This window comes from Kribbella koreensis (assembly GCF_039525325.1).
GTDB lineage: Bacteria > Actinomycetota > Actinomycetes > Propionibacteriales > Kribbellaceae > Kribbella > Kribbella koreensis.
The window spans coordinates 92,110-115,472 of sequence record NZ_BAAAHK010000011.1 but is presented as its reverse complement, the minus strand read 5'-3'; the positions used below and the strand labels follow the sequence as shown (position 1 = coordinate 115,472).

Genomic DNA, 23,363 nt, shown 5'->3' with positions numbered 1-23,363 from the left:
TATGGCCGCTACCCCTGCACCCAACCTTGTCAATCTGGAAGCTGTCTCCAAAGGCTTCGGGACCCGCACCCTGCTCGATGGGGTGACCCTCGGCATCGGCCGGGGCGAGCGGATCGGGGTGGTCGGGCGGAACGGGGACGGGAAGTCCACGCTGCTGCGGCTGCTCGCCCGCGAGGAGACGCCCGACAGCGGGCGGATCACCCACAACCGTGACCTGCGGCTGGGCTTCCTCGGGCAGGTCGACAGCCTCGATCCCGAGCTGACCGTCGCGCACGCCGTCCTCGGCGACGTCGAGACCTACACCTGGGCCGCCGATCCGAAGGCGCGCGAGGTGATGGAGGAGTTACTCGGTGGCGTCGACCACGACGCGCTGGTCGGCACCCTCAGCGGTGGTGAGCGCCGGCGCGCGTCGCTGGCGAAGCTGCTGATGACCGAGGTCGACCTGCTGATCCTCGACGAGCCGACCAACCACCTCGACATCGAAGCGGTCAACTGGCTCGCCCAGCACGTCGTTGACCGGGCCAGCGCGCTCATCGTCGTCACCCACGACCGCTGGTTCCTGGACGCCGTCTGCAACGAGACCTGGGAGGTCCAGGGCGGCAAGGTCAACTCGTACGACGGCGGCTACGCCTCGTACGTGCTGGCCAAGGCCGAGCGATCCCGCAACGCCGCCGTCGTCGAGGGCAAACGGCAGAACCTGGTCAAGAAGGAGCTGGCCTGGCTGCGCCGGGGCGCTCCTGCGCGGACCGCGAAGCCGAAGTTCCGGATCGAGGCGGCCAACGCGCTGATCGCGGACGAGCCGGCGCCGCGCGACAAGCTCGCGCTGGCCCAGCTCGCCACCTCGAGGCTCGGCAAGGACGTCTTCGACGCCGAGGACGTCTCGCTGAAGTTCGGCGACCGGGTGATGCTCAACCACGTCACCTTCCGGCTCGGCCCGGCCGACCGGATCGGCCTGCTCGGCCCGAACGGCGCCGGCAAGACGACCTTCCTCAAGGTGCTCACCGGCCTGCTGCCGCCGGACTCCGGCAAGGTCAAGCAGGGCAAGACGGTCAAGATCGCCAACCTCTCGCAGACCCTGGAGGATCTCGACGGCTCGGTCACCGTGCTCGCGCACATCACCGACATCCGCCGGGTCGCCGCGCTGGCGGCCGGGGTCGGCGAGATGAACTCCTCGCAGCTGCTGGAGCGCTTCGGCTTCACCGGCGACAAGCTGACCACCCGGATCAACGACCTGTCCGGTGGCGAGCGCCGCCGGCTGCAGCTGCTCCGGATCCTGCTCGACGAGCCGAACGTGCTGATCCTCGACGAGCCGACCAACGACCTGGACGTCGAGACGCTGACGGTGCTCGAGGACTTCCTCGACAACTGGCCGGGCGTCGTCGTGGTCGTCACCCACGACCGGTACTTCCTCGAGCGGGTCAGCGACATGGTCTACACGATCCTCGGCGACGGCAATGTCCGGCACCTGCCGCGAGGCGTCGACCAGTACCTCGAAGAACTGCAGTCCGGTACGCCGGTACGGCGGGTCGACTCACCTTCGGTGGAGACCAAGCCCAAGCCGTCGGCACCGTCGGCGGCCGCGCCTGTCGTCGACGCGGCGGAGGCTCGTGCTGCCAAGAAGGAGCTGAACCGGATCGAGCGCCAGCTGTCCAAGCTGACGTTCAACGAAGCGAAGCTGCACGACCAACTGGCGGCGAACGCGAGCAACTACGAACGGCTGGCCGAGCTCGACACCGATCTGCGCAAGCTCGCCGAGGAACGCGCCACGCTGGAAACAGCCTGGCTGGAAGCGGCCGAGCGGGCCGAATAGGCCAGCACATTCTCCAGGCGACGGAGAAATGTATACATGATCAAATCCCTCGGGACCTGAGTCGCGGCATACCCTCCGATCCCCTGTGATTGGGAGGGTATGCCGCGCCTGCGGGCGAGCGGGCCCCGACCGGCCGGGTTGTCCGAGCCCCGAGCCCCGGACACCACCAACCGGCTTCGGCGAACCACCTCTTGCCGCCGAAGACACCGATCTCTAGAACGTTGCGTAGCCGCCTGATCACCAACGGTCACGACCCTAGTTGGAGCGGTCGTTCACTGTCGATAGTCGTGAGCTACAGCAATCTCTCGATCTCGTTGCAACTAGCAACGATCGGCGCACACATAAAGTGACGGGTCGTCTTTTCGGATTATTCCGACACATTTCCGGCGAGTAACTTGGCGGCCGCGAAGAAATACGGCGTCAGTGATTTTCCTGGTCGAACGGGCCGACCAGTTCACGCAGCACGCGGGCGATCTTGGCCTGGTCACGCTCGCTGATCGAGCCGAGCAAGGTGCGCTCGTGGGCTAGCAGATCGGCCATCGCCGCGTCGACCGAGTCGCGGCCGGCGTCGGTCAACTGGACCAGTACGCCGCGCCGGTCGGCCGGGTCGGGTAGTCGCTCGACGAGGCCGCGGGCGGTCAGCCGGTCCACCCGATTCGTCATCGTCCCCGACGTCACGAGCGTCTCCTTGAGCAACCGTCCCGGCGAGAGCTGGTACGGCTTGCCGGCCCGGCGAAGCGCGGCCAGTACGTCGAACTCCCACGACTCCAGCCCATGCGTCTCGAACGCATGGCTCCGGGCGCGATCGAGATGGCGCGCCAGCCGGGTCACCCGCGACAGCACCTCCATCGGCGCCACGTCGAGATCGGGCCGCTCCCGGCGCCAGGCCTCGATCAGCCGGTCGACCTCGTCTCTCATAGCCCGAGGGTATGCCATCAAGACTCTTGACATCAAGACAACTCACAGGCGTAAAGTATCTCGACGTCAAGACATCTCGGCAGAAGGGCTCGCCCCATGCGCACGTCCCCGGTCTGGAACCCCCAGCAATACAACAAGTACGCCGACGAGCGCGGCCGCCCGTTCGCCGATCTGGTCGGCAGGATCCGGGCGGAGGAACCCACGACGGTGGTCGACCTCGGCTGCGGGCCGGGCAACCTGACCGCCACGCTGCTCGACCGCTGGCCAACCGCGCAGGTGCAGGGGATCGACAGCTCGCCGCAGATGATCGAGACGGCGCAACCGCTGGCCAACGAGCGGCTCACCTTCGAGGTCGGCGATCTGTACGAATGGACCGCCCCGGCCGAGTCCATCGACGTGATCGTCACCAACGCGACGCTGCAGTGGATTCCGGAGCAGTTGGAGTTGCTGCCGGGATTCGTGCGGGCGCTCAAGCCGGGTGGGTGGCTGGCGATCCAGATTCCGGGGAACGGGAACGCGCCGTCGCATGCCATCCTGCGCGAGCTGGCCGCGACGGAGCCGTACGCCGAGTACGCGAAGGACAAGTCGCTCCGGCCGGACGTGCCGGGGCCGGCGGAGTACGTCGCAGCACTGAGCGCCGAAGGGTGCACGGTGGATGCGTGGGAGACGACGTACAGCCATCTGCTCGAAGGCGACAACGCGGTGCTCGAGTGGGTGAAGGGGACCGGGGCCCGGCCCGTCTTGCAGTCGTTGCCCGATGAGCTGCGCGCGCGGTTCGAAGCGGAGTACGGGGCGAGGTTGAATGAGGCTTATCCGCGGCGGGAGTTCGGCACGCTGCTGCCGTTCCGGCGGATCTTCGCCGTCGCCCAGAAGAAGGAGTGCTGATGAGACTCGATCACGTGCAGGTGTCCTGTCCGCCTGGCGGTGAGGAGGTGGCCCGCGCCTTCTACCGCGACGCGCTCGGGATGACCGAGCTGGAGAAGCCGCCGTTGCTGGCGGCCCGTGGCGGCTGCTGGTTCAAGGACGGCGACGCGGAGGTGCACGTCGGGGTCGAAAAGGACTTCAAGCCGGCATTGAAGGCTCATCCTGCTTTGGCGGTCGACGATCTCGATGCTGTCGCCGAAACCCTTCTGGGTAAGGGATATTCCGTAGCCTGGGACAACGACACGATTCCGGGCCGCCGGCGGTTTCACACCGCCGACGGCCACGGGAACCGGGTCGAGATCGTCTGACTACTCGGTGGCCAGTGCCCCGGCCGGTGCGACCTTCGCGGCGCGCCTGGCCGGGAGGATCGACGCGAGCAGACCGGCGACCGCGGCGACCAGCGCGATCGTGATCAGGAGCCGGCCCGGTACGGCGTACGAGATCGGCCCGTCGATCTGGCCACCCATCAGGGCCGCGGTCCCGGACCAGCCGTAGATCAACCCGAGGGCGATCCCCAATCCGGCCGCGACGAGTGCCATCAGCAACGACTCGACCGCGAGCATGCCCCGCAGTTGCGGCCTGGTCAGGCCCATCGCCCGGAGCAGGGCGTTCTCACGCGTCCGCTCCAGCACCGACAGGCTGAGCGTGTTGCCGACACCGACCAGCGCGATCAGTACCGAGACCCCGAGCAGGCCGACCGCGACGAGCAGCAGGATGTCGAACACCTTGGTGTAGAAGCTCCGCTCGGGCAGGCCGCCCGAGATGTTGAGGTTCTTCACCGTCGGCAGCGACTGCTTGAGCTCGTCCATCACCTTCGGGCCGTCGGCCTTCGGGTCGGAGGCGAGCCAGTAGCCGGTCACCGCCGCCGTCGGCGCGAGCTTCTGCAGGTCGGCCGTCGTGAGGGTGATCCGGGCCAGGCCGTTGGCCTTGACCACCTTGAAGTTGACCTTCTGCTTGCCCGACACGATGGTGACGACGGCGCCGTCCTTGACGTTGAGCTCGTACAGCGTGTTCTGGTCCACCAGGGCCGTACCGGACTGCAGTTGCTTGACCAGCGCCGGGTCGTGGATCACGGAGCCGGCGGTCGACGGGTCGACCCCGGTGACCTCCAGCGTGTTCTGGCCGGACTTCACCAGCGCGGTGCGGATCGGTACGACCTCGGTGATGCCCTTGATGCTCTTCAGCTGGTTCGCCGCGGTGGCCGGCAGTTTCTCGTTGTCCACCGTCATGGTCACGTCGACCGGGTACTCCTTGTCCATCGTGACGTCGAAGGTCTTGCGGACCGAGGCGATCCCGACGCAGGTCAGGCTGATCAGCGTGACGCCGATCAGTAGGGCCGACGTGGTCGCCGCAGTACGCCGGGGGTTGCGGACTGCGTTGGCGACGGCGATCCGCGCGGGTACCCCTCCGGTCCGCGCGGGCAACGCCCCCAGCACCTTGACCAGCGCGGGCACCAGCAGTGAGCCGATCGACAGGATGCCGACGAAGGAGATCACGCCGCCGGCGACCCCGATGATGACCTGGTGCGAGCTGGCGCCCTGGGCGAGCAGCGCGCCGCCACCGGCCAGCAGGAGGAAGCCGAAGACCAGTCGTACGATCCCGGCCTTGGACTTGGCGACCGGAGCCGCCTCGGGCCGGAGCGCGGCCAGCGGAGCCACCCGCGTCGCCCGACGAGCCGGTACTACGGCCGCCAGGATCGTCGCGATCGTACCGAGCAGGAGCGGGATGAACACCGACGCGAGATCGAGGTGCAGGTCGACCGGCGGCAGCCCCCAGTCGAACGAGCGGGCCAGCGTCAGAGCGATCGCGGACAGGGCGACACCGAAGACCACGCCGATGCCTGAGGCAACCAGCCCGACGATGGTCGCTTCCGCCAGTACGGAGGAGAAGACCTGCTTGCGGGACGCGCCGACGCAGCGCAGCAGCGCCATCTCGCGGGTCCGCTGGGCGATCACGATGGTGAAGGTGTTGCCGATCACCAGGCAGGCGACGAACAGCGCGATGACGGCGAACATGCCGAAGACGCCACCGAGGACATCGATCCCGTTGGTGATCTGCTTGACCTCGTGGTCGATCCAGCCCTCGCCGGTGAAGGTCTCCAGGCCTTGGCCGACGGCGGCGGTGATCGCGGCGGCCAGCGCCGGCTGGGTCACGCCGGGGTTGGCGGCGACCTTGACCTGGTTGATGTAGGACTGCGGTTCGAAGGTACTGACCGTCGCGGCCGTGGCGACGGCGTTCGCGCTGCCGATCGAAGTGGTGTCGTCGAGCAGGCCGACGACCTTCACCAGGTAGGCCTTGCCCTGCCAGGTGCTGAGCTTGATCTCCTGGCCGAGCGCGATCTTGTACTTGTCGGCCAGCTTGGCCGGCAGCGCGATCTCGTTCTTTGCTTCCGGCAACTTCCCGGAGCTGGTGGTCGGGCCGGCGATCTTCGAGGTGTCGTAGCGGGCAGCGACGGCCAGGCTGTCCGGGCGGACCTGACCAGCCCACTGCACCTGCATGTACGCCGAGGTCTCGGCCACCACCGAGGCGACCTGCGGCAGCTGCTTGACCTTGGCCACGTCGGCGGCCGTGACGGTCTCGCGGTCGGACTGGATCACCGCGTCGACGCCGGCGTTCTGCTTGCCGATGGTCTCGTCGATGCCGTGGGTGGCCGACGAGTGCGCGGTCATCGCGAGGGTGCCGAAGCCGACACCCAGTACGATCGCCAGACAGGCAGCGACCAGGCGGCCCAGATGGGCGCGCAGGGAGGAAAGGATCGAGCGTCGCACGGGTCAGGCCCCCAGCTGCCGCAGGGCGCCGAGTACGGACTCCGGGGTCGGATCGGTCAGCTCGCCGGCCAGTTTGCCGTCGGCGAGCATCACTACGCGGTCGGCGTACGAGGCAGCCAGCGGGTCGTGGGTGACCATCACGACGGTCTGGCCGAACTCACGGACACTCCTGCGCAGGAAGCCCAGTACTTCGGCGCCGGAGCGCGAGTCCAGGTTGCCGGTCGGCTCGTCGGCGAAGACCACCTCGGGCCGGCCGACGAGTGCGCGGGCGACGGCGACGCGCTGCTGCTGACCGCCGGACAGCTCCGACGGGCGGTGCGTGAGCCGGTCCTGCAGGCCGAGGACGTCGATCAGCGTCGACATCCACTGCTGGTCGGGCTTGCGGCCGCCGAGCTCCAGCGGGAGCAGGATGTTGTCCTTGGCCGACAGCATCGGCAGCAGGTTGAAGGACTGGAAGACGAACCCGATCCGGTCCCGGCGGATCTTCGTCAGCGCGGCGTCCGGGAGCTGGGTCAGTTCGGTCTCGCCGAGCAGTACCTGGCCCGAGGTCGGGGTGTCCAGGCCGGCCAGGCAGTGCATCAGGGTCGACTTGCCGGAGCCCGACGGGCCCATGATCGCGGTGAACCGGCCCACCCCGAAGTCGACGGAGACACCGTCGAGAGCGGCGACCGCGGTGTCACCCTGGCCGTAAACCTTGCGAAGTTCGTGCGCACGGATCGCAGTACGGTCGGGTGCGTCCTGGGGCAGCCGCCCGGGCGCGAGTTCGCCGGTCTGGATGGTCATCGTTCTCCTCGGAAAGTGCCGGGGGCAAGACGTTCTCACCCACGTTCCAAGAAGTTACTGAGGTTGGCCGCCGTAAGAGTCGGACCAGGGAATGGACTGTGCGTACGACCTGAGTCGTACTAGCAAGCTGACGGATCAGCTGCTGGGCTTGACGATGCCGGTTTCGTAGCCGAGGACTACCAGGGCTACTCGGTCGCGGAGGCCGGTTTTGGCGAGGATTCGGCCGATGTGGGTCTTGACGGTTGCCTCGGACAACGTGAAGAGGGTGGCGATCTCCGTGTTCGACAGGCCGCGGGCGACCTCGACCAGTACTTCGCGCTCGCGCGCGGTCAGGTCGCCGAGGTCGGGGCGCTCGGTCTCGCCGTCGGGGAGCGAGCCGGCGAAGTGCTCGAGCAGGCGGCGCGTCGTACTGGGGGAGACGACCGCGTCGCCCGAGTGCACCTGGCGGATCGCGCTCAGCAGGTCGGCCGGCGGGGTGTTCTTGAGCAGGAAGCCGGCCGCGCCCGCCTTGATCGCGGCGAACGCGTACTCGTCCAGGTCGAACGTGGTCAGCACGATCACCCTGGGGGCCTCGGGCAACGACTGCAGCTGCCGGGTCGCCTCGACACCGTCCAGCCGCGGCATCCGGACGTCCATGAGTACGACGTCGCTGGCCGTGACCTGGAGCTTCTCCAGCGCCTCGCCGCCGTCACCGGCCTGACCGACCACCCGCATGTCCGGCTGGGAATCCACCAGCATGGTGAAGCCGGCGCGGACCAGCTCCTGGTCATCCACCAGAAAGACCCGGATGACGTTGTCGTCGGTCACTGAATTCCTCCTCCGTTGGGCAGGTTGTACGGCAGCTTGGCGATCACCTCGTAACCACCGCCCGCCTTGGGTCCGGCGTTCACCGTACCGCCGGAGATGGATGCGCGTTGCCGCATCCCGACCAGGCCGTGGCCGGGATCGCTGCTCGGCGCGACGCCGGCACCACGGCCGTCGTCGTTGACCATCACGGTCAGCATCTCGCGCCCGAAGTCGAGATGGACGCAGGTACGCGCTCCCGGCCCGGCGTGTTTCAGCGTGTTGGTCAGCCCCTCCTGCACGATCCGGTACGCCGTCAGGCCCAGCAACGCGGGGAGGTCGCGAGGGGTGCCGGTGACCTCGTAGTCCACGGTGAGGCCGGCGTCGCGGACGTTGTCGATCAGCTCAGGCAGGGACGAGATCCCGGGTTGCGGGCGGGGCTGGTCCGGATCGAGCTCCTGCTGGGCGTCTTGTTTTAGCAGGCCGAGCATCTTGCGCATCTCGGTCAGTGAGGCACGGCCGGTGTCGCCGATCGTGGCCAGGGCCTTCTTGGCCTGCTCGGGGGAGGCGTCCGCGGCGTACAGTCCGCCGTCGGCTTGGACGATCATGATCGAGAGGCCGTGGGCGACGACGTCGTGGATCTCCCGGGCGATGCGCGTGCGCTCGTTCGAGACGGCGAGTTTGGACTCGCGGTCGCGGTCGCGCTCTGCCTGGATGGCGCGTTCTTCGAGCTGAGCGACGTACAGGCCTCTGGTTCTGCGGCGTTCGCCGGTGGCCCAGACGCCGAAGACCAGGGCGCCGAGCGCGACCATCATGGTGATCTGCTGGCGCCAGTCGGAGCCGCTCCAGTAGCGGGAGGTCGCCATCAGGACGCCGAGGCCGCCGATGCCGAGCGCGATCCGGCTGTAGCGGACCTCGCCGTAGACGGAGATCGCGTAGAGGGCGACCAGCAGGCCGACGTTGCCGGGCTGCAACTCGACTCCGGCCAGCCACTGCAGGACGGCGACCGCGGAGACGACGAAGAAGACCGGCTCGGGACGGCTGCGGCGCCAGACCAGTGGGGCGAGCATGCCGAGGCCGAGGATGCCGCCGAAGCCTGCCTGGGCGAAACCGATCAGGCCGAGGAAGAAGGTGAGGGCGCCGGCGAAGAGCAGGTCGAAGGCCTGGCTGCGCGCGCCGATCTCTCGCCGGGGCGCCAGGATCCCAGCGAGGCTGCCCGTGATGCTCCCCGTCATGGTGGCCAGGTTACGGCGAAATCTTGCCTGGCTGGTCATGCTGCGGGGGGATGTCGCTGTACTACTCCGGTCTCACGTCTGTGCGGCCGCACCGGCTTCACTGGCCCGCTCGAGCCACTCTGACATCAACAGGCGCTCGGTCGCGGTCAGCCCGGGCAACTCCGGTACGACGGTCCGGAAGGCGACCGCGGATGCCGTCGTGCTGTCGTCGGTGAGCGCGGGAGTGTCGGTCAGGATCGCCCGTGTCAGGGTGTCGTACAAGGCGTCGGCGAGGCCGAGATCCCTGCTCTGCGCCGGTTGGGACAGCAGCGTCAGTACCGCGCCGGTACCGATGGCGTGGATGAGCTCGACGGCCCGGCTCTCGGGGACGCGGAGCCGGCCGATCGCGGCCACCCGGCGGACGCGGGTGCGTAGTACCTCCAAGCCGGCGGCGACGGTCGAACTGCTCGGTCGGCGCGGATCGATGAGGAGGGCGAAGAGCGCCGGGTTGGCCAGGCCGAAGTCGAGATGGGCGTCCCAGCCCGCTCTGAGGTCGGCGATCGGGTCACCATGGCCGGCAGTGAGCGCCTTCTCGGCGACATACGTGGCGAAGACGTGCTCGGCGACGGCGTCGAGCAGGCCGTCCTTGTCGCCGAAAAGGCGATAGATGGTCGGCGCCTGCGCCCCGGCGGCGTGGGCGACCGCCCGGGTGGTGACAGCGGCCGGCCCTTCGGTCCGCAGCAGCCGGGCCGCGACCTCGATCAGGTGCCCGCGTGTCTTGTCCTTCGTATCGACCATGTTTCCAATGATAACGCGTCTCTGATATCGATGTAGTATCGTTGATATCAATATTTCGTTCCGTTGATAACAAGTGAGGTGCGCATGATTGTTGTGACCGGCGGTACCGGGCAGTTGGGCTCGCAGATCGTTCGGCAACTGCTCCAGCGGGTTCCCGCGGATCAGGTGGGAGTCAGCGTTCGCGATGTCGAACGGGCGGGTGAGCTTTCTGCCCTCGGGGTACGCGTCAGGCGAGGGGACTACGGGGATCCGTCCTCGCTGGCGGAGGCGTTCGAGGGAGCCGACCAGGTGCTCGTCGTTTCGGCGAGTGATACCGGGCCGGCGGCGATCGCGCATCACGTCGCGGCGATCGATGCCGCCCGGGCGGCGGGTGCCGGGCGGGTGGTCTACACGAGTCATCAGGCCGCGGCGGCCGACTCGCTGTTCGCGCCGATGCCCGACCATGCCGCGACGGAGGAGTATCTGGCGGCGACTGGGACGTTCACCGCGTTGCGGAACGGGTTCTACGCGAGCACCGTGCCACTGCTCTTGGGGCAGGCGGTCCAGACGGGTGAGCTGGTCGCGCCCGCCGATGGGCCGGTGTCGTGGACGGCGCATGCCGATCTCGCGGAGGCGGCGGCGATCGTGCTGGCGACGCCAGGGCGGTTCGAGGGAGCGACGCCGGCGTTGACCGCGCCCGATGCACTGGATCTCAAGGATGTCGCCGGGCTGCTGGCTGAACTGACCGGCCGCTCGATCCACCGCGTCGTCGTCGACGATGACGAGTGGGTGACAGGGCTGGTCGGGCACGGGGTTCCGCAGGCGCAGGCGAGCATGCTGCTCGGGATGTTCCGGGCATCGCGCCGGGGGGAGTTCGCGGTCACGGGGACCGACCTGGAGAGCTTGCTCGAGCGGCCGGTCACGCCGGTTCGGGTGGTTCTCGAAGGGACTCTGGAGCGGATCTCGTAGTTACTTGTGTGGGCGGGTCGAGAGGGTCGGTTTGGTCTCCAGGCCGGACAGGCCGTTCCAGGCGAGGTTGACCAGGTGGGCGGCGACGTCGGTCTTCTTCGGGCGGCGGACGTCGAGCCACCACTGGCCGGTCAGGGCGACCATGCCGACCAGCATCTGCGCGTACATCGGGGCGAACTTCGGGTCCAGGCCGCGGCGCTTGAACTCCTCGGCGAGGATGTGCTCGACCCGGGTGCCGACGTCGCTCAGGATCGAGATGAACGAGCCGCTGGACGAGCCGACGGGGGAGTCGCGGACCAGGATCCGGAAGCCGTCGGAGGAGTTCTCGATGTAGTCCAGCAGGGCGAGGGCCGCTTGCTCGACGAGTTCGTGGGCGCGGCCGGCGGTCAGGCTGGCTGTCACGGTGTCCAGTAGTTTGCGGACCTCGCGGTCGACGACCACGGCGTACAGGCCCTCTTTGCCGCCGAAGTGTTCGTACACGACCGGCTTGGAGACCTCGGCGCGGGCCGCGATCTCCTCGACGGACGTCGCCTCGTAGCCCTTCTCGGCGAACAGGCCACGGGCGATCACGATCAGCTGCTCGCGTCGCTCGGCACTGGTCATCCGGACTCTGGTCGTGCGGCGCGGCTTGGGGTCGGTCACTTCGGGATCACGTCAGCATCATGCCGCAGATCGGGGTTAGAGGGTGGGAGATTTACGGTTGAGCGGTGACCCGCCGGGCCTCGAGGCGTTCCTTGACCGGCCAGCGGACGTCGCTGACCCAGCGCAGCTTCTCGAAGAACCAGATGGTCCGGGCCGAGGTGTCGAGCTGGCCTCTCAGTACGCCGTGGCGCGCACAGGTCGGGTCGGAGTGGTGCAGGTTGTGCCACGACTCGCCCTGGCTGAGGATCGCCAGCCACCAGACGTTGCCTGACTTGTCGCGGGACTTGAACGGCCGGTTGCCGATCGTGTGGCAGATCGAGTTGATCGACCAGGTCACGTGGTGCAGCAGCGCGATCCGGACCAGGCTGGCCCAGAAGAACGCGGTCAGCGCGCCCTCGATCGACCAGGACCACAGGCCGCCGATGACGGCTGGGGCGAAGAGGGAGACGAGCACCAGGAAGGGGAACATCCGGGAGACCTTGACGATGTCGCGGTCCTTCAGCAGGTCCGGCGCGTACTGCCGCTGCGGGGTCTGCTCGGTGTCGAAGAGCCAGCCGATGTGGGCGTGCCAGAACCCCTTGGTCAGTGCCTTGAGGTTGCTGCCGTAGCGCCACGGGCTGTGCGGGTCGCCCTCGCGGTCGGAGAACTTGTGATGCTTGCGGTGGTCGGCTACCCAGCGGACGACGGGGCCCTCGATCGCGAGCGAGCCGGCGATCGCGAGGGCGTATTTGAGGGGCCGGTTCGGCTTGAAGGACTTGTGGGTGAAGTACCGGTGGAAGCCGATCGAGATGCCGTGCCCGGAGATCGTGTAGAACACGGCCGCGATCACGATGTCGCGCCAGCTGAGGAAGCCGCCCCACGCGATCGGTACGGCCGCAAGCACCGCCAGGAAGGGGATCCCGATGAACAGTGCCAGGGCGATCTGCTCCCACGGCCCCTTCTGCTCACCGCCGCGCGTCCCGTGGTCGGTGTCGAACTCGCCAGCCTGCCGGGCGCCGGTGGGCGCCTCCGGAGCCGCAACTGGAGTCATGATTTTCCCTCGTGGTGGAGGACGGCTTTACCTACGCAACCGTAACCTACGGCGTCGTAGGTAAGGAACCCCTTCGCGTGTCACCTTGCCCACCCATGGCAGACTGTTCCGGCGTACCAGCGATCCCCCGTGGGGTAATCGGCAGCCCGCGAGACTTTGAATCTCGAAGATCTGGATCGAAACCAGGCGGGGGAGCAACGCAAGACCCCAGGTCAGAGGCAACTCTGACCTGGGGTTTCTCTTTCGCCCATCCGAGGCCCACCCGTACTCGTATCGCGCGCTGGCGTCTTGAGCCCGCGCGGACCACTGGCGGGGTGGCGTACCGGCGTACGGGACTCGTGGGGCGGTTGTGGCGCTTGGGTGCGGTGGCGCTGGTTCGGCCGAAAGTACGAGGGGGAGGCCGTGCCATTGGCCGGGTGAAGTCTGGCCTGCGGGCCGATATGGGCGCCGTTGGGGTCAGCGATCGTGGAGGTACCGATCCTCACCACGACAACGGGAGCCCAGGATGAGAACACTTCAAGCCACCACCACACTGGACGAACAGCCGGTTCCGGTGAGGGCCAAGCTCGCCGCGGCTTGGACGAGCTTCATGTTCCTGTATGCCTACGTGGACATTCTCAACTTCTTCACGCCCGGCGTCATCAAAGACATTCTCGACGGCAAGGTGTTCGAGTTCGATCTCTCGCAGACCTTTTCGACCGCGGCGCTGGCCCTCGTGGCTATCCCGATCCTGATGGTCGTGCTGTCGATGATGCTGCCCGCCGGGGCGAACCGCATCACGAACCTCATCGTGGCCTCGGTCTACGTCCCCGTCTCGGCGTTCAACGTGGTGGGCGAGTCCTGGACGTACTTCTACGGACTCGGCGTCGTGCTGGAACTGGTCCTTCTCGCCCTCATCCTGCGCTACGCCTGGACCTGGCCCCGCATGACACTGTCGGCGACCACCCCGGACCGCGAAACCGTCCGTGCCCAGAGGCCGGTCGTGTAGATGATGCCCGTCAGCCGATAGCTCGGCGGTGGGCCGACTTGGTGAGGGTTTCGATCGCGTCGACGGGTAGCGGGCCGACGAGCCCGTTCGAGTCGGCGACCAGGACCGAGGCGAAGACCCCGCCGCTGCACATCTGACCCGATACCGCCTTCGGATCCGAGCGCGTGGGGAGCACCGATACACCGAGCGGGGTCTTCGGCGGGAGACCCTGCAGCTCAAGCATCTGCGAGAACAAGGAACACGCCTCGGTCGGGTCGACGTCTTGGCCGGCCTCGACAAGCTTCACCGCGGCACGAAGCTTTCGCATGTTCTCCGTATCTGAGAACTGCCCTGAGGCTTGAAGAGCCCGGATGGCCTCCGGCAGGGATCGCGCCCACTCCGAGGCATCGAGGCCGATCACCTGCGCGAACTGACCGTCGGGCGCCCTCCACTGGCAGTTGGGAAGTGCACCTGTCAGGCCGGGCTTCGCAGGTCCGGCGCCCTCCAGGAGTTGCGCAACCTCGGACGTCGTCAGCAGGCCGCAGGCGTCAGGTGCAACAGCCGAGCTCGACGCGACCGCCGGCGAGGCCGGTACCGTGACAGTCGGCGTCGACTCCGGGCGCGGCGAAGAGGTGTCCGCCGATGAGCAGCCGGTCGCCAGCGCTAGCGCCAAGGCGGCGATGAGAGTACGCACCGCGGAAGTGTCACACACCTGAGCGGTGGTCGCCGTACGATGCGCACCTGTGAGCGAGGCACAGGAATTTTGACGTCACTGCGCGGATCGAAGCGCCATTGCACGGCAGCGAAGTCGCGATCTTGCGTGGGGCGCTGGCGTACCAGCGTGACACGCTGCGGTGGAAGTGCGCGGGGCTGACCGGGGAGCAGTTGGCGCAGCAGTGTCCGCCGACCGGTATGACGCTGGGTGGTCTGATGAAGCACCTCTCGCTGGTTGAGTCTCAGTGGTTCGATCACTGGTTTCGCGATGCGGGGTACGCGCCGCCCTTTGACGGTGTCGATTGGGCTGTCACCGAGGACGACTGGGAATTCGAATCGGCGCGTGACGACACTCCTGAGGAGCTGCGGGCGCTCTTTGACGAGGCCGTCAGGCGCTCGGACGCCGTCGTCGACGAAGCGCTCACTCGCGGCGGACTCGACGAGGAGTCGGTGCGCAGGAGCCCGAAGACCGCGCAGACCTTCACCTTGCGGTGGATCCTGGTTCACATGATCGAGGAGTACGCCCGCCACAACGGCCACGCCGACCTGATCAGGGAGTCGATCGACGGCCAGACCGGGTGAAATTTGTGCTGCGCCCGCTCGAACCAGTCGCGGGCGGCGTACCGGCGTACCTCGGTGAGAACAACAAGCCCGTCAATCTTGTGCTGGCGATCCAGGAGACGGCTCGGCCACAGTTGACAGCGCATGTAGGAGTGGACGCCGCCCGGGCCCGGCTCGAACGGGCTGCTCCCCTCCACGACGGGCACAGAAGCCGGGCTTGGCGAGTCGTGTTGCAGCTATGTGCATTGCTGCGGGCGGTCGGGGAGCGGACTATCGAGAGTATGGAGAGGTCGCGGGGGAGATGGTGGGGGCGGCTTCGGGTTAGTGGTGAGGGTGTGGAGTTTCATCTGTTGCGGTTCCTGTGGGTGTTGGTTCTTGGGCCGACTGGTGCGCTGTTGGGTGGGGCGGCGGTGGCGTCGGAGGATGGGGATAGGTGGTGGCCCTGGGTGGTTGGGGCGGGGCTTTGGTTCGTTGTGGGTGGGATGGGGATCATTGCGGTGTGGTGGCCGTTGGTGAGTTTGCCGCGACGGCGGTCGCCGGGGGATTGAGCGGGGTTCAGTTGGTACGGGGTTGGGGTTTGAAGCGGCGGACTTCGTGGGGCCAGCCGCAGGCTTCGGCTACCTTGGCTGCCCAGAATTTGGCGGTCTCGTCGTCGGGGACGCTCACCAGGGCGAAGCCGCCTAGGAACTCTTTGGTTTCGATGTAGGGGCCGTCGGTCATGACGATCTCGCCGCTGGTGGGGTTGGCGGTGTAGACGGGGCCGTCTTCTTCCTCCAGGCCGCCGGCGAAGACGTAGACGCCGGCTGCTTTCATCTCGTTGACGACGGCCATGGCGAGCGGGCCGCGGCTGGCGAACCATTCCTCGGTGTGGTCGCCTACCCACTGCTGGTTGAAGTAGATGAGGTACTCGGGCATGGGTGCTCCTTCGGGTTGCTAGCGGTACGGGTGTCCGCCTCCACCTTCGCTACGAACGGGGTGGGGTGGATACGACAGGGTCGCGCCGGAAATCGATCAGTCTGCGGATGATGTCCGCGTGGCCGGCGTGTTGGGCTGTCTCGGCGGTCATCCGGATCAGGAGGACGCCTAGCGTCGTTTCCTGGTGGCCGGCGGGCCAGTGGGCCACGTGGCCTGGGGTGTCCAGGGTGAGTTCGGTGACGGTGGTGTCGGCATGTGTGCAGGCTTTGCGGTAGGTCTCGGTGATGTAGGCGGTCGACTCGTCGGGGGTGGCCCACATGTCGATCTCGGTGGAGGGGTCGTCGCGGAACCAGGTCGGGCGTTCGAGGGGTGGGCGGTTGAAGGATTCTCCGAGGTAGCCGTACTCGAGGCCGGCCAGGTGTTTGACGAGGCCTAGCAGGTTTGTGCCGGTTGGGGTCAGGGGGCGGCGTTGGTCGTACTCCGGTAGGCCGGTCAGGTTGTTGAGCATGGCGGCTCGGTTGTTGCGTAGGGCTTTCAGGAGTTCGGGTTTCAGGTCGACGGTCACTTGGTACCTCCCTGGTGGAGCCTAGGGTGGGGTGATGATCGCGGTTCCTGGGGCGTTCGTGGCGGAGACCTGTGAGCGGGAAGGCGAGCGGGGGCGGGAGTGGATCGATGCGTTGCCGGGGCTGGTCGATCGCGCGTTGGCTCGGTGGGAGTTGACGCCGTCGGGTGGGGTGATGCATGGGGCGGTTGGGGTCGTCGTACCGGTGGAGCGGGTGGATGGGACCGCTGCTGTTTTGAAGGTGTCGTTTCCTCATCCGGGGAATGTGGCTGAGCCGAAGGCGCTGGCGGTGTGGGCTGGGCGCGGGGCTGTGCAGTTGCTGGAGAACGATGCTGCGGCGTTCGCGATGGTGTTGGAGAGGGCGGGCAGCGAGTCGCTGCGGGACCTGCCGGATGCGGTTGAGCGGGTCGTGGTCGCGGGGCGGTTGAATCGGCGGTTGGCGGTGACGGCGGGGGGAGGAGTTTCCGTCGTTGAAGGGGGTTGCTGACGAGTGGGCGCGGGAGATCGAGTCGCGGTACGGGAAGGTACGGACCGAGCTGCCGGATCGGCTCGTCGGGCGAGCGCTGGAGAGTTGTCGTGAGCTGGCGAAGGATCAGCCGGATCTGTTGGTGCATGGGGATATGAACTTCAGCAATGTGCTCAGGGGTGGGCGCGAGCCTTGGCTGGTGGTCGATCCGAAAGGGTGGGCGGGGGATCCGGCGTACGACGCTGTCAACCTGCTGCGGGACCGGTGGCACACGATGCCGGAGCTGGCGAAGACGCTGCCGTATCAGTTGGCGGCATTCGCGGAGGCCGCCGAGCTGGAGCACGAGCGAGTCGTCCGCTGGGTCCAAGCGTGCGCGGTCAAGGACACCCTCTGGAGCGCCGAGTACGGCGAGCAACATGGAGCCGGAGTGAGCGAGACCGTCGCAGCTATCGCCTGACGTATCGTCAGGCATGGCCGGTTGGGAGAGCCTGCGGGAGGACTTGCGACGCCTGTACGCCGAGTCGCCGGACGCGCTGATGTCGGGCCCTGACCCTGACAGCGAGCGGTCCGAGACGCGGATCCACATCGAGTTGGACGCCTGGGCGACCGAGATCGCGGCGACGCTGCATACGAAGTACGGAGAGCTCGTCGACCTGCGCGTCGGGGCGATGACCTTTCCAGCGGGCGAGTTCTGGCTCGGCGAGCGCTGGGACCAGCTGTACGGAGTACCGGTTGAACCCACCAGGTTCGAGGTCGATTCGGCGGCGCCGTTGTCGGTCCGGAGCGGGCGGACGTCGCGCAGGGAGGTACTGGTGACGAATCGGGCTGCCTATCCCCAGGTGCTGTCCAGCAACGGCGAGCTGTCCTCGGTGGTGACCGACGATTCCGGCAACGTGGTCGGTAGGTTCGTCGGCCCGCAGCCCCTGTCGCTGATGGGGTTCGAGATCGCACCTCACCAGACCCGTTCCTTGCCCGTCTTGATCGGCACTGCCTCGGTCGTGCCCGACCTGCCGTATGCGGTTCCGCCCGGACAGTGGGAGCTGATCATCGAACTTCAGGTCGGCGGTGAGAGCCTGCTGTCCGCCCCGCTGGACCTCACCATCACGCCCTAACAGCTACCTTCTGTACCTATGGAAGCGGAGCGAGTCGAGGTCGACGGTGAACTGTTCGACGTACGGGTTGACCAGCCCGGCCACTACCACTTCGACTGGATCTCCGGCCCGAACCCGGGCTACGGCTTCAGCTCGGCGACGTCAGACGGGTCGCCGCTGAGTACAGCCTCGATGGAGGAGTCGATCCGCTCGTTCCTCAAGCAGGTCGACCTCACGACCGGCTACATCGAATAGCCGCGGTCAGGTGGAGCCTTTCACGGTGGTCTCGGGCCCGCGAGCGGGGCTGGTGCAGGGTGGGTTTCGGGCGGAGAGTGGTGGGGCGGGGAATCGGGCGGCCGAGAGGTGGTTGTGATGCGGGCGGACATTGCTGCGGGTGGGGTGTTTCCGGACTATTCGTTGCCGGATCAGGATGAAGTGGTTCGGAAGTTGAGTGAGATTCAGGGGCGGGATCCGATGATTCTGACCTTGGCTCGGGGGCATTACTGCCCCAAGGAGCATCTGCAGCATCTGGAGTTGGCGGGGATGCAGGCCAAGTTGGCGGTGGCTTACACGAAGATCGTGACGATCACCACCGACGTGCATCACACGATGCAGGAGTTCCGGGCATCGGTGGGGGCGCAGTGGCCGTTCTTGTCGGATCCGGGACGGATCGTGCAGCGGGAGCTGGAGATTCAGGAGTACACGGATCCTGACAACGACCCGATGATTCCGCATACGTTGGTGCTCAAGCCGGGGCTGGTCGTGCACAGCGTCTACAACGGGTACTGGTTCTGGGGGCGGCCGTCCACCGACGAGTTGTGGCGGGATCTACGGGCCGCATCGGCTGAGGTACGGCCGGACTGGGATCTCAGCAAGCCTGGGCTCCGGGAGGCTTGGGACTCGGGCGATCATTCGAAGTTCCACGGGTGGGATCGCAAGGCCTAGGAATTGGTGTCCCAACAGTAAGTACGTGACGATGGGCGCGTGCGTGGGTTGCGAGGGGCGTTGACGCCGGTCGTTGCGGCGTTGGTGGTAGCTGGTGGGCTGTGGCTGGCGATCACGCCGGCCGCTAGTACTGCGCGGCTCACCAGCGAGGCGACTCGTGGGGTGTCGCTCCAGACCATGTGGCCCAGCCGGACCGGTGAGGTGGATCCGGTGCTGGCCAGCGCGGTGGATGCGAATCTGGCGCGGCGCGGGATCGCCATCGACACCAACAACGAAAAGTTGTTTCTGCAGGATGTGGTGCCGGCGCTGCGACCGAGGCAGGCGCAGTTGTTCCGGAATCTCCGGGCGATCGGGATGAGCGTGGTCTATCGGCGCGCCGAGCCCTGGGAGAACCTGAAGGGGCAGCCGGGCACCTTCCGGGTCAGCATGCGGTTCACGCTGACAGGCAGCAGGCTCGATCAGGCGGCTACGGACGTCGGCTACAGCTATGTGATCCGGAAAGGCCGCCTGTGGATGACGTCTGATCGGGCGCTTGACGACGAGATCGGGTCCAATCGGCAGCCATGGGATTTCGGGCCGATCGCGGTACTGCGGAAGCCCAACGTCGTCGTCATCACCAACCAAGGCCAGCTGGCGAAGGCCCAGCGTCTCGCCACCGAGACAATCGCGGCGGCCAAGCGGGTCAGGGCGATCTGGCCGGGCCAGTTGCAGGTCGTCCCGTACGTCGTTGCGCTGCGCGAACCCCAGGTCCTGACCGAGATCCCGCCGACCCTCCCCGGCGCCGAGCCGGCCCAGGTCCGCGCCATGCTCAGCCCCGCCATCGGCTCCATCCAGCCCGCGGGCGGCTGGGTCGTACTCCGCCAGACCACCCTCACCCCGGCCCAGCTGAACCACGTCCTCATGCACCTCCTCCCCGTCCGACTCGGCGACGGCGCTCCCCACTGGCTGGCCGAGGGCATGGCGCAGTACGCCGAAATCCAGGCCCTCCCCAGCGCGGAGCGACAAGCCAGACGCGCCGAGCTCAGCAAGCAGCAGGTCGCCCAGCTCACCCGCCTCCCGGACGACGACGAGCCCGTCAATGAGGCCATCAGCCTCCGTGCCGTGGAGCAGTTGATCGCTGAAGCGGGAGTGAAACCGGTCACGGAGTACTACCGCCAAGTCGCCCGTCGCGGCTACAACGACGCGGCCAGGGACCGTCTGATGCAGGAATACACCGGTTTCACAGAGGAGCGGCTGGTGGAGTCCGTGCGAGGGTCCGCCGGCTGAGCAAGTAGGCTGACCAGGGCACCGTTCCGAGTGTCCGTAGACAGCTGTTCCAGCCGAACTTGCCGGGAACTCGAGGAGAAGACCGAGTGACTTCCCACCGTCCTGCCTCCGTCATCATCATGGCCGCCGGGCAGGGGACCCGGATGAAATCCGCCCTCCCCAAGGTGCTGCACGAGATCGGCGGGCGCACTCTCGTCGGGCACGCCGTGGTCGCCGCCCGGGCACTCGCCCCGGAGCACCTCGTGGTCGTGGTCGGTACCGGCCGTGAACTCGTCGAGGCGCACCTGGCTGAGGTCGACCCCGGAGTCCGTACCGCCGTCCAGGAGCAGCAGCTGGGCACCGGCGACGCGGTCCGCTCCGGCCTCACCGCCGTACCGGCCGATTTCGACGGTACTGTCGTCGTCACGTCGGGTGACGTCCCCCTGCTCGAGGCGGAGACGCTCAAGGAGCTCGTCGCCGAGCACGAGCGCAGCGGCAACGCGATCACCGTGCTGTCCGCGCGGGTCCCGGACCCGACCGGCTACGGCCGGATCATCCCCGGTGACGACGGCAGCGTGGCGGCCATCGTCGAGCACAAGGACGCCAGCCCCGAGCAGCGCCGGATCGACGAGATCAACGCCGGCATCTACGCGTTCGACGCGGCCACCCTGCGCGACGGACTGACCCGGATCACCACCGACAACGCGCAGGGCGAGCTGTACCTGACCGACGTACTGGCGATCGCCAAGAGCGACGGCAAGCGGGTCGGTGCGTACGTCACCGAGGACGCGATGCAGACCGAGGGCGTGAACGACCGGGTCCAGCTGGCCACCCTGCGCGCCGAGCTGAACCGCCGCACCCTCGACACCCTGATGCGGGCCGGCGTCACCGTGGTCGACCCGAACACCACCTGGGTCGACTCCACCGTCACCCTCGACCGCGACGTCACCCTGCTGCCGAACACGCAGCTGCACGGCGCCACCAAGGTCGCCACCGGCGCCACCATCGGCCCGGACACGACGCTGACCGACATCGAGGTCGGCGAGGGGGCCACGATCATCCGCACCCACGGGTTCGGCGCGGTGATCGGCGCCGGAGCGAGCGTCGGGCCGTTCGCGTACCTGAGGCCCGGGACGACGCTGGGCGTGAAGGGCAAGATCGGCACCTTCGTCGAGACCAAGAACGCCGCCATCGCGGACGGCGCCAAGGTCCCGCACCTGACGTACGCCGGTGACGCGACGATCGGCGAGGGCGCGAACATCGGCGCCGGCACGATCTTCGCCAACTACGACGGCGTCAACAAGTTCCACTCCACCATCGGCAAGTACTCGTTCGTCGGCAGCAACTCGGTGCTGATCGCACCGGCCGACATCGCCGACGGCGCCTACATCGCGGCGGGTAGCGCGATCGACACACCGGTCGGACCGGGCGAGATCGCCGTCGCCCGCGTCCGGCAGCGCAACATCAAGGGCTGGGTCGCCCGCAAGCGTGCAGGTACCAAGACCGCGAAGGCTGCGGAAGAGGCGCTCCAGGGTGACACTGGCGAGAAGGACCAACGGGAGGCGCGGCCATGAGTGGAATGAAACGGGCGACCGAGAAGAACCTGATGGTGTTCTCCGGACGGGCCCATCCGGCCCTGGCGGAGCAGGTCGCGGAGGAGCTCGGCTCCGGCCTGGTGCCGACGTCGGCGTACGACTTCGCCAACGGCGAGATCTACGTCCGGTTCGAGGAGTCGGTCCGGGGCTCGGACGCGTTCGTGATCCAGAGCCACACCTCGCCGATCAACGAGTGGATCATGGAGCAGCTGATCATGGTCGACGCGCTGAAGCGGGCGTCGGCCAAGCGGATCACCGTGGTGCTGCCGTTCTACGGGTACGCCCGGCAGGACAAGAAGCACCGCGGCCGGGAGCCGATCTCGGCCCGGCTGATGGCCGACCTGTTCAAGACGGCCGGCGCGAACCGGCTGATCTGCGTCGACCTGCACACCTCGCAGATCCAGGGCTTCTTCGACGGACCCGTCGACCACCTGATGGCGCTGCCGATCCTGACCGACTACGTGCGGGAGAAGTACGGCGAGCAGCAGCTGGCCGTGGTCTCGCCGGACGCCGGCCGGATCAAGGTCGCCGAGCAGTGGTCGGCCCGGCTGAACAACGCGCCGCTGGCCTTCATCCACAAGACCCGCGACATCGACCGGCCGAACGAGACCGTCGCCAACCGGGTCGTCGGTGAGGTCAAGGGCCGGGTCTGCATCCTGGTCGACGACATGATCGACACCGGCGGCACCATCACCAAGGCGGCCGACGCGCTGATGGCCGACGGCGCCGCGGGCGTGGTGATCGCCGCGACCCATGCGATTCTGTCCGGTCCGGCGGTGGACCGGCTGAAGAACTGCCAGGCCACCGAGGTGATCGTCACCAACACGCTGCCGATCCCGGCCGAGCGCGAGTTCGACAAGCTGACCGTGCTGACCATCGCGCCGCTGATCAGCCAAGCCATCCGCGAGGTGTTCGAGGACGGCTCGGTGACCAAGCTGTTCGACGGTCGCGCCTAGACCGTCGCTTTCTTCCAGGCGTAGTACGCCGTACCGAGGCTGGCGGCGGTCATCGGTACGGCGGTGATCAGACCGGCGACCCCGTTGCCCGGTACGACGAACGTCGCCACGATCGTCAGCCAGAGCACCGGGATCCAGCGCGGGACGGCGCGCGAGCGCAGCAGTCCGACCGCCTGGACAACGGTGCCGATGGCAACGAGTAGCGAGCCGGGGATCAACACGCCGAAGATGTGCGCCAGGTCGTCGTTGACCCGCTCGATCACCGACGGATCGACGCCCGGCGCGGTGGCGAAGTAGTACGCCGACGCCCACAAGCCCCCGCCGACGGCGTACAGGGCGGTGCCGATCCACATGATGATGCCGCCGACCGTCGCCCAGGCGGCGCCGCGTGCCTTGACGAGGTAGACGGTGAGCAGCGCCTGAGCCGGGACGTTGATGACCAGGTTCGTGGCCAGTGCGACGAGGAGTACCCACCAGAGGGTGCGGTGGGGCTGGATGTCGGCGTACGAGTAGGTCTCGCCGCCGCCGGATGGCTCGGGCCAAAGGAGGCCGCCGGGGAGGGCGGCCAGGGCGGTGAGCGCCAGAGCGATGGCGACGTAGCCGACGCGGCGTGGGGCGACGGTGCGGGTGAGCGTTTCGGTGGACATTTTCTGGTACCCCCTGAGGTGCAGAATCGCGGACCTTCTCAGCGAAGCGGCTGGGGGTGGGCGGGCACATCGGAGCGGGCG

Annotated in this window: 26 protein-coding genes; 14 read left to right on the top strand and 12 right to left on the bottom strand. The window is 67.6% G+C overall.

Annotation, left to right across the window (positions count from 1 at the left end):
• Position 1: 1 nt before the first annotated feature.
• Positions 2-1,810: an ABC-F family ATP-binding cassette domain-containing protein gene (locus tag ABD116_RS22520; RefSeq protein ID WP_343973505.1), complete on the top strand. Its 1,809-nt coding sequence runs from the start codon at positions 2-4 to the stop codon at positions 1,808-1,810.
• Between the two features lie 420 nt (positions 1,811-2,230).
• Here ABD116_RS22520 and ABD116_RS22515 read toward each other — a convergent pair whose 3' ends face one another.
• Positions 2,231-2,728, bottom strand: coding sequence for a MarR family winged helix-turn-helix transcriptional regulator (locus ABD116_RS22515; RefSeq protein ID WP_343973502.1), 498 nt, complete (start codon positions 2,726-2,728; stop codon positions 2,231-2,233).
• 96 nt (positions 2,729-2,824) lie between these two features.
• Here ABD116_RS22515 and ABD116_RS22510 point away from each other — a divergent pair, with 96 nt between their 5' ends.
• Both ABD116_RS22510 and ABD116_RS22505 read left to right on the top strand, forming a co-directional pair.
• The gene (locus ABD116_RS22510; RefSeq protein WP_343973499.1) at positions 2,825-3,613 is read left to right on the top strand and encodes a trans-aconitate 2-methyltransferase; all 789 of its coding nucleotides are present in this window, start codon (positions 2,825-2,827) and stop codon (positions 3,611-3,613) included.
• Positions 3,613-3,960: a VOC family protein gene (locus ABD116_RS22505; RefSeq protein WP_343973496.1), complete on the top strand. Its 348-nt coding sequence runs from the start codon at positions 3,613-3,615 to the stop codon at positions 3,958-3,960. The genes ABD116_RS22510 and ABD116_RS22505 overlap by 1 nt, the downstream gene beginning before the upstream one ends.
• Here the strand turns inward: ABD116_RS22505 and ABD116_RS22500 are convergent, their stop codons facing one another.
• The 5 genes from ABD116_RS22500 to ABD116_RS22480 form a co-directional block, all read right to left on the bottom strand.
• Entirely contained in the window at positions 3,961-6,420 is a 2,460-nt protein-coding gene (locus ABD116_RS22500; protein WP_343973493.1) for an ABC transporter permease, read from the bottom strand.
• Between the two features lie 3 nt (positions 6,421-6,423).
• Positions 6,424-7,203 carry an ABC transporter ATP-binding protein gene (locus tag ABD116_RS22495; RefSeq protein WP_343973490.1) on the bottom strand — a complete coding sequence of 260 codons (780 nt, stop codon included), beginning with the start codon at positions 7,201-7,203 and terminating at the stop codon, positions 6,424-6,426.
• A gap of 135 nt (positions 7,204-7,338) precedes the next feature.
• A complete protein-coding gene (locus ABD116_RS22490; RefSeq protein ID WP_343973487.1) occupies positions 7,339-8,010 on the bottom strand; it encodes a response regulator in 672 nt (223 codons plus the stop codon).
• A complete protein-coding gene (locus tag ABD116_RS22485; protein ID WP_343973484.1) occupies positions 8,007-9,221 on the bottom strand; it encodes a sensor histidine kinase in 1,215 nt (404 codons plus the stop codon). The genes ABD116_RS22490 and ABD116_RS22485 overlap by 4 nt, the downstream gene beginning before the upstream one ends.
• 72 nt (positions 9,222-9,293) lie before the next feature.
• Positions 9,294-9,998: a TetR/AcrR family transcriptional regulator gene (locus tag ABD116_RS22480; protein WP_343973481.1), complete on the bottom strand. Its 705-nt coding sequence runs from the start codon at positions 9,996-9,998 to the stop codon at positions 9,294-9,296.
• An 84-nt stretch (positions 9,999-10,082) separates the two neighbouring features.
• Between ABD116_RS22480 and ABD116_RS22475 the strand changes: the two genes are divergently transcribed.
• Positions 10,083-10,946 (top strand): NmrA family NAD(P)-binding protein, encoded by an 864-nt coding sequence (locus ABD116_RS22475; protein ID WP_343973478.1) that lies wholly within the window; start codon positions 10,083-10,085, stop codon positions 10,944-10,946.
• Here ABD116_RS22475 and ABD116_RS22470 read toward each other — a convergent pair whose 3' ends face one another.
• The gene (locus ABD116_RS22470) at positions 10,947-11,588 is read right to left on the bottom strand and encodes a TetR/AcrR family transcriptional regulator (protein ID WP_343973475.1); all 642 of its coding nucleotides are present in this window, start codon (positions 11,586-11,588) and stop codon (positions 10,947-10,949) included.
• 52 nt (positions 11,589-11,640) lie between these two features.
• Positions 11,641-12,618 carry an acyl-CoA desaturase gene (locus ABD116_RS22465; protein ID WP_343973472.1) on the bottom strand — a complete coding sequence of 326 codons (978 nt, stop codon included), beginning with the start codon at positions 12,616-12,618 and terminating at the stop codon, positions 11,641-11,643.
• A 505-nt stretch (positions 12,619-13,123) separates the two neighbouring features.
• Between ABD116_RS22465 and ABD116_RS22460 the strand changes: the two genes are divergently transcribed.
• On the top strand, positions 13,124-13,606 hold the full coding sequence (locus ABD116_RS22460) for a DUF6326 family protein (RefSeq protein ID WP_343973469.1): 483 nt from the start codon (positions 13,124-13,126) through the stop codon (positions 13,604-13,606).
• Positions 13,607-13,616: 10 nt separating this feature from the next.
• On the opposite strand, the gene ABD116_RS22455 is transcribed toward ABD116_RS22460, so the two are convergent.
• Positions 13,617-14,279: a DUF3558 family protein gene (locus ABD116_RS22455; RefSeq protein WP_343973466.1), complete on the bottom strand. Its 663-nt coding sequence runs from the start codon at positions 14,277-14,279 to the stop codon at positions 13,617-13,619.
• Between the two features lie 98 nt (positions 14,280-14,377).
• Between ABD116_RS22455 and ABD116_RS22450 the strand changes: the two genes are divergently transcribed.
• Positions 14,378-14,881, top strand: a complete 504-nt coding sequence (locus tag ABD116_RS22450) for a DinB family protein (protein ID WP_343973463.1) — start codon at positions 14,378-14,380, stop codon at positions 14,879-14,881.
• Between the two features lie 534 nt (positions 14,882-15,415).
• On the opposite strand, the gene ABD116_RS22445 is transcribed toward ABD116_RS22450, so the two are convergent.
• Positions 15,416-15,775 carry a YciI family protein gene (locus ABD116_RS22445; RefSeq protein WP_343973460.1) on the bottom strand — a complete coding sequence of 120 codons (360 nt, stop codon included), beginning with the start codon at positions 15,773-15,775 and terminating at the stop codon, positions 15,416-15,418.
• A 49-nt stretch (positions 15,776-15,824) separates the two neighbouring features.
• Positions 15,825-16,340, bottom strand: a complete 516-nt coding sequence (locus ABD116_RS22440; protein WP_343973457.1) for a DinB family protein — start codon at positions 16,338-16,340, stop codon at positions 15,825-15,827.
• A 34-nt stretch (positions 16,341-16,374) separates the two neighbouring features.
• Between ABD116_RS22440 and ABD116_RS22435 the strand changes: the two genes are divergently transcribed.
• The 8 genes from ABD116_RS22435 to ABD116_RS22400 all read left to right on the top strand — a co-directional run bounded on the left by ABD116_RS22435 (position 16,375) and on the right by ABD116_RS22400 (position 22,635).
• The gene (locus ABD116_RS22435) at positions 16,375-16,824 is read left to right on the top strand and encodes an aminoglycoside phosphotransferase family protein (RefSeq protein ID WP_343973454.1); all 450 of its coding nucleotides are present in this window, start codon (positions 16,375-16,377) and stop codon (positions 16,822-16,824) included.
• Positions 16,808-17,260 carry an aminoglycoside phosphotransferase family protein gene (locus ABD116_RS22430; RefSeq protein ID WP_343973451.1) on the top strand — a complete coding sequence of 151 codons (453 nt, stop codon included), beginning with the start codon at positions 16,808-16,810 and terminating at the stop codon, positions 17,258-17,260. The genes ABD116_RS22435 and ABD116_RS22430 overlap by 17 nt, the downstream gene beginning before the upstream one ends.
• A gap of 13 nt (positions 17,261-17,273) precedes the next feature.
• The gene (locus tag ABD116_RS22425) at positions 17,274-17,915 is read left to right on the top strand and encodes a hypothetical protein (protein WP_343973448.1); all 642 of its coding nucleotides are present in this window, start codon (positions 17,274-17,276) and stop codon (positions 17,913-17,915) included.
• Positions 17,916-17,933: 18 nt separating this feature from the next.
• Positions 17,934-18,149, top strand: coding sequence for a hypothetical protein (locus ABD116_RS22420; protein WP_343973446.1), 216 nt, complete (start codon positions 17,934-17,936; stop codon positions 18,147-18,149).
• 117 nt (positions 18,150-18,266) lie between these two features.
• On the top strand, positions 18,267-18,839 hold the full coding sequence (locus ABD116_RS22415; RefSeq protein ID WP_343973443.1) for a redoxin domain-containing protein: 573 nt from the start codon (positions 18,267-18,269) through the stop codon (positions 18,837-18,839).
• A gap of 39 nt (positions 18,840-18,878) precedes the next feature.
• A complete protein-coding gene (locus ABD116_RS22410) occupies positions 18,879-20,105 on the top strand; it encodes a hypothetical protein (protein WP_343973440.1) in 1,227 nt (408 codons plus the stop codon).
• A gap of 86 nt (positions 20,106-20,191) precedes the next feature.
• On the top strand, positions 20,192-21,658 hold the full coding sequence (gene glmU / locus ABD116_RS22405; RefSeq protein ID WP_343973438.1) for a bifunctional UDP-N-acetylglucosamine diphosphorylase/glucosamine-1-phosphate N-acetyltransferase GlmU: 1,467 nt from the start codon (positions 20,192-20,194) through the stop codon (positions 21,656-21,658).
• Positions 21,655-22,635: a ribose-phosphate diphosphokinase gene (locus ABD116_RS22400; protein ID WP_328328431.1), complete on the top strand. Its 981-nt coding sequence runs from the start codon at positions 21,655-21,657 to the stop codon at positions 22,633-22,635. Before glmU ends, ABD116_RS22400 begins: the two co-directional genes overlap by 4 nt.
• Here the strand turns inward: ABD116_RS22400 and ABD116_RS22395 are convergent.
• On the bottom strand, positions 22,632-23,282 hold the full coding sequence (locus ABD116_RS22395; RefSeq protein WP_343973434.1) for a hypothetical protein: 651 nt from the start codon (positions 23,280-23,282) through the stop codon (positions 22,632-22,634). The two genes, ABD116_RS22400 and ABD116_RS22395, sit on opposite strands and share 4 nt — an antisense overlap.
• Positions 23,283-23,363: the final 81 nt, after the last annotated feature.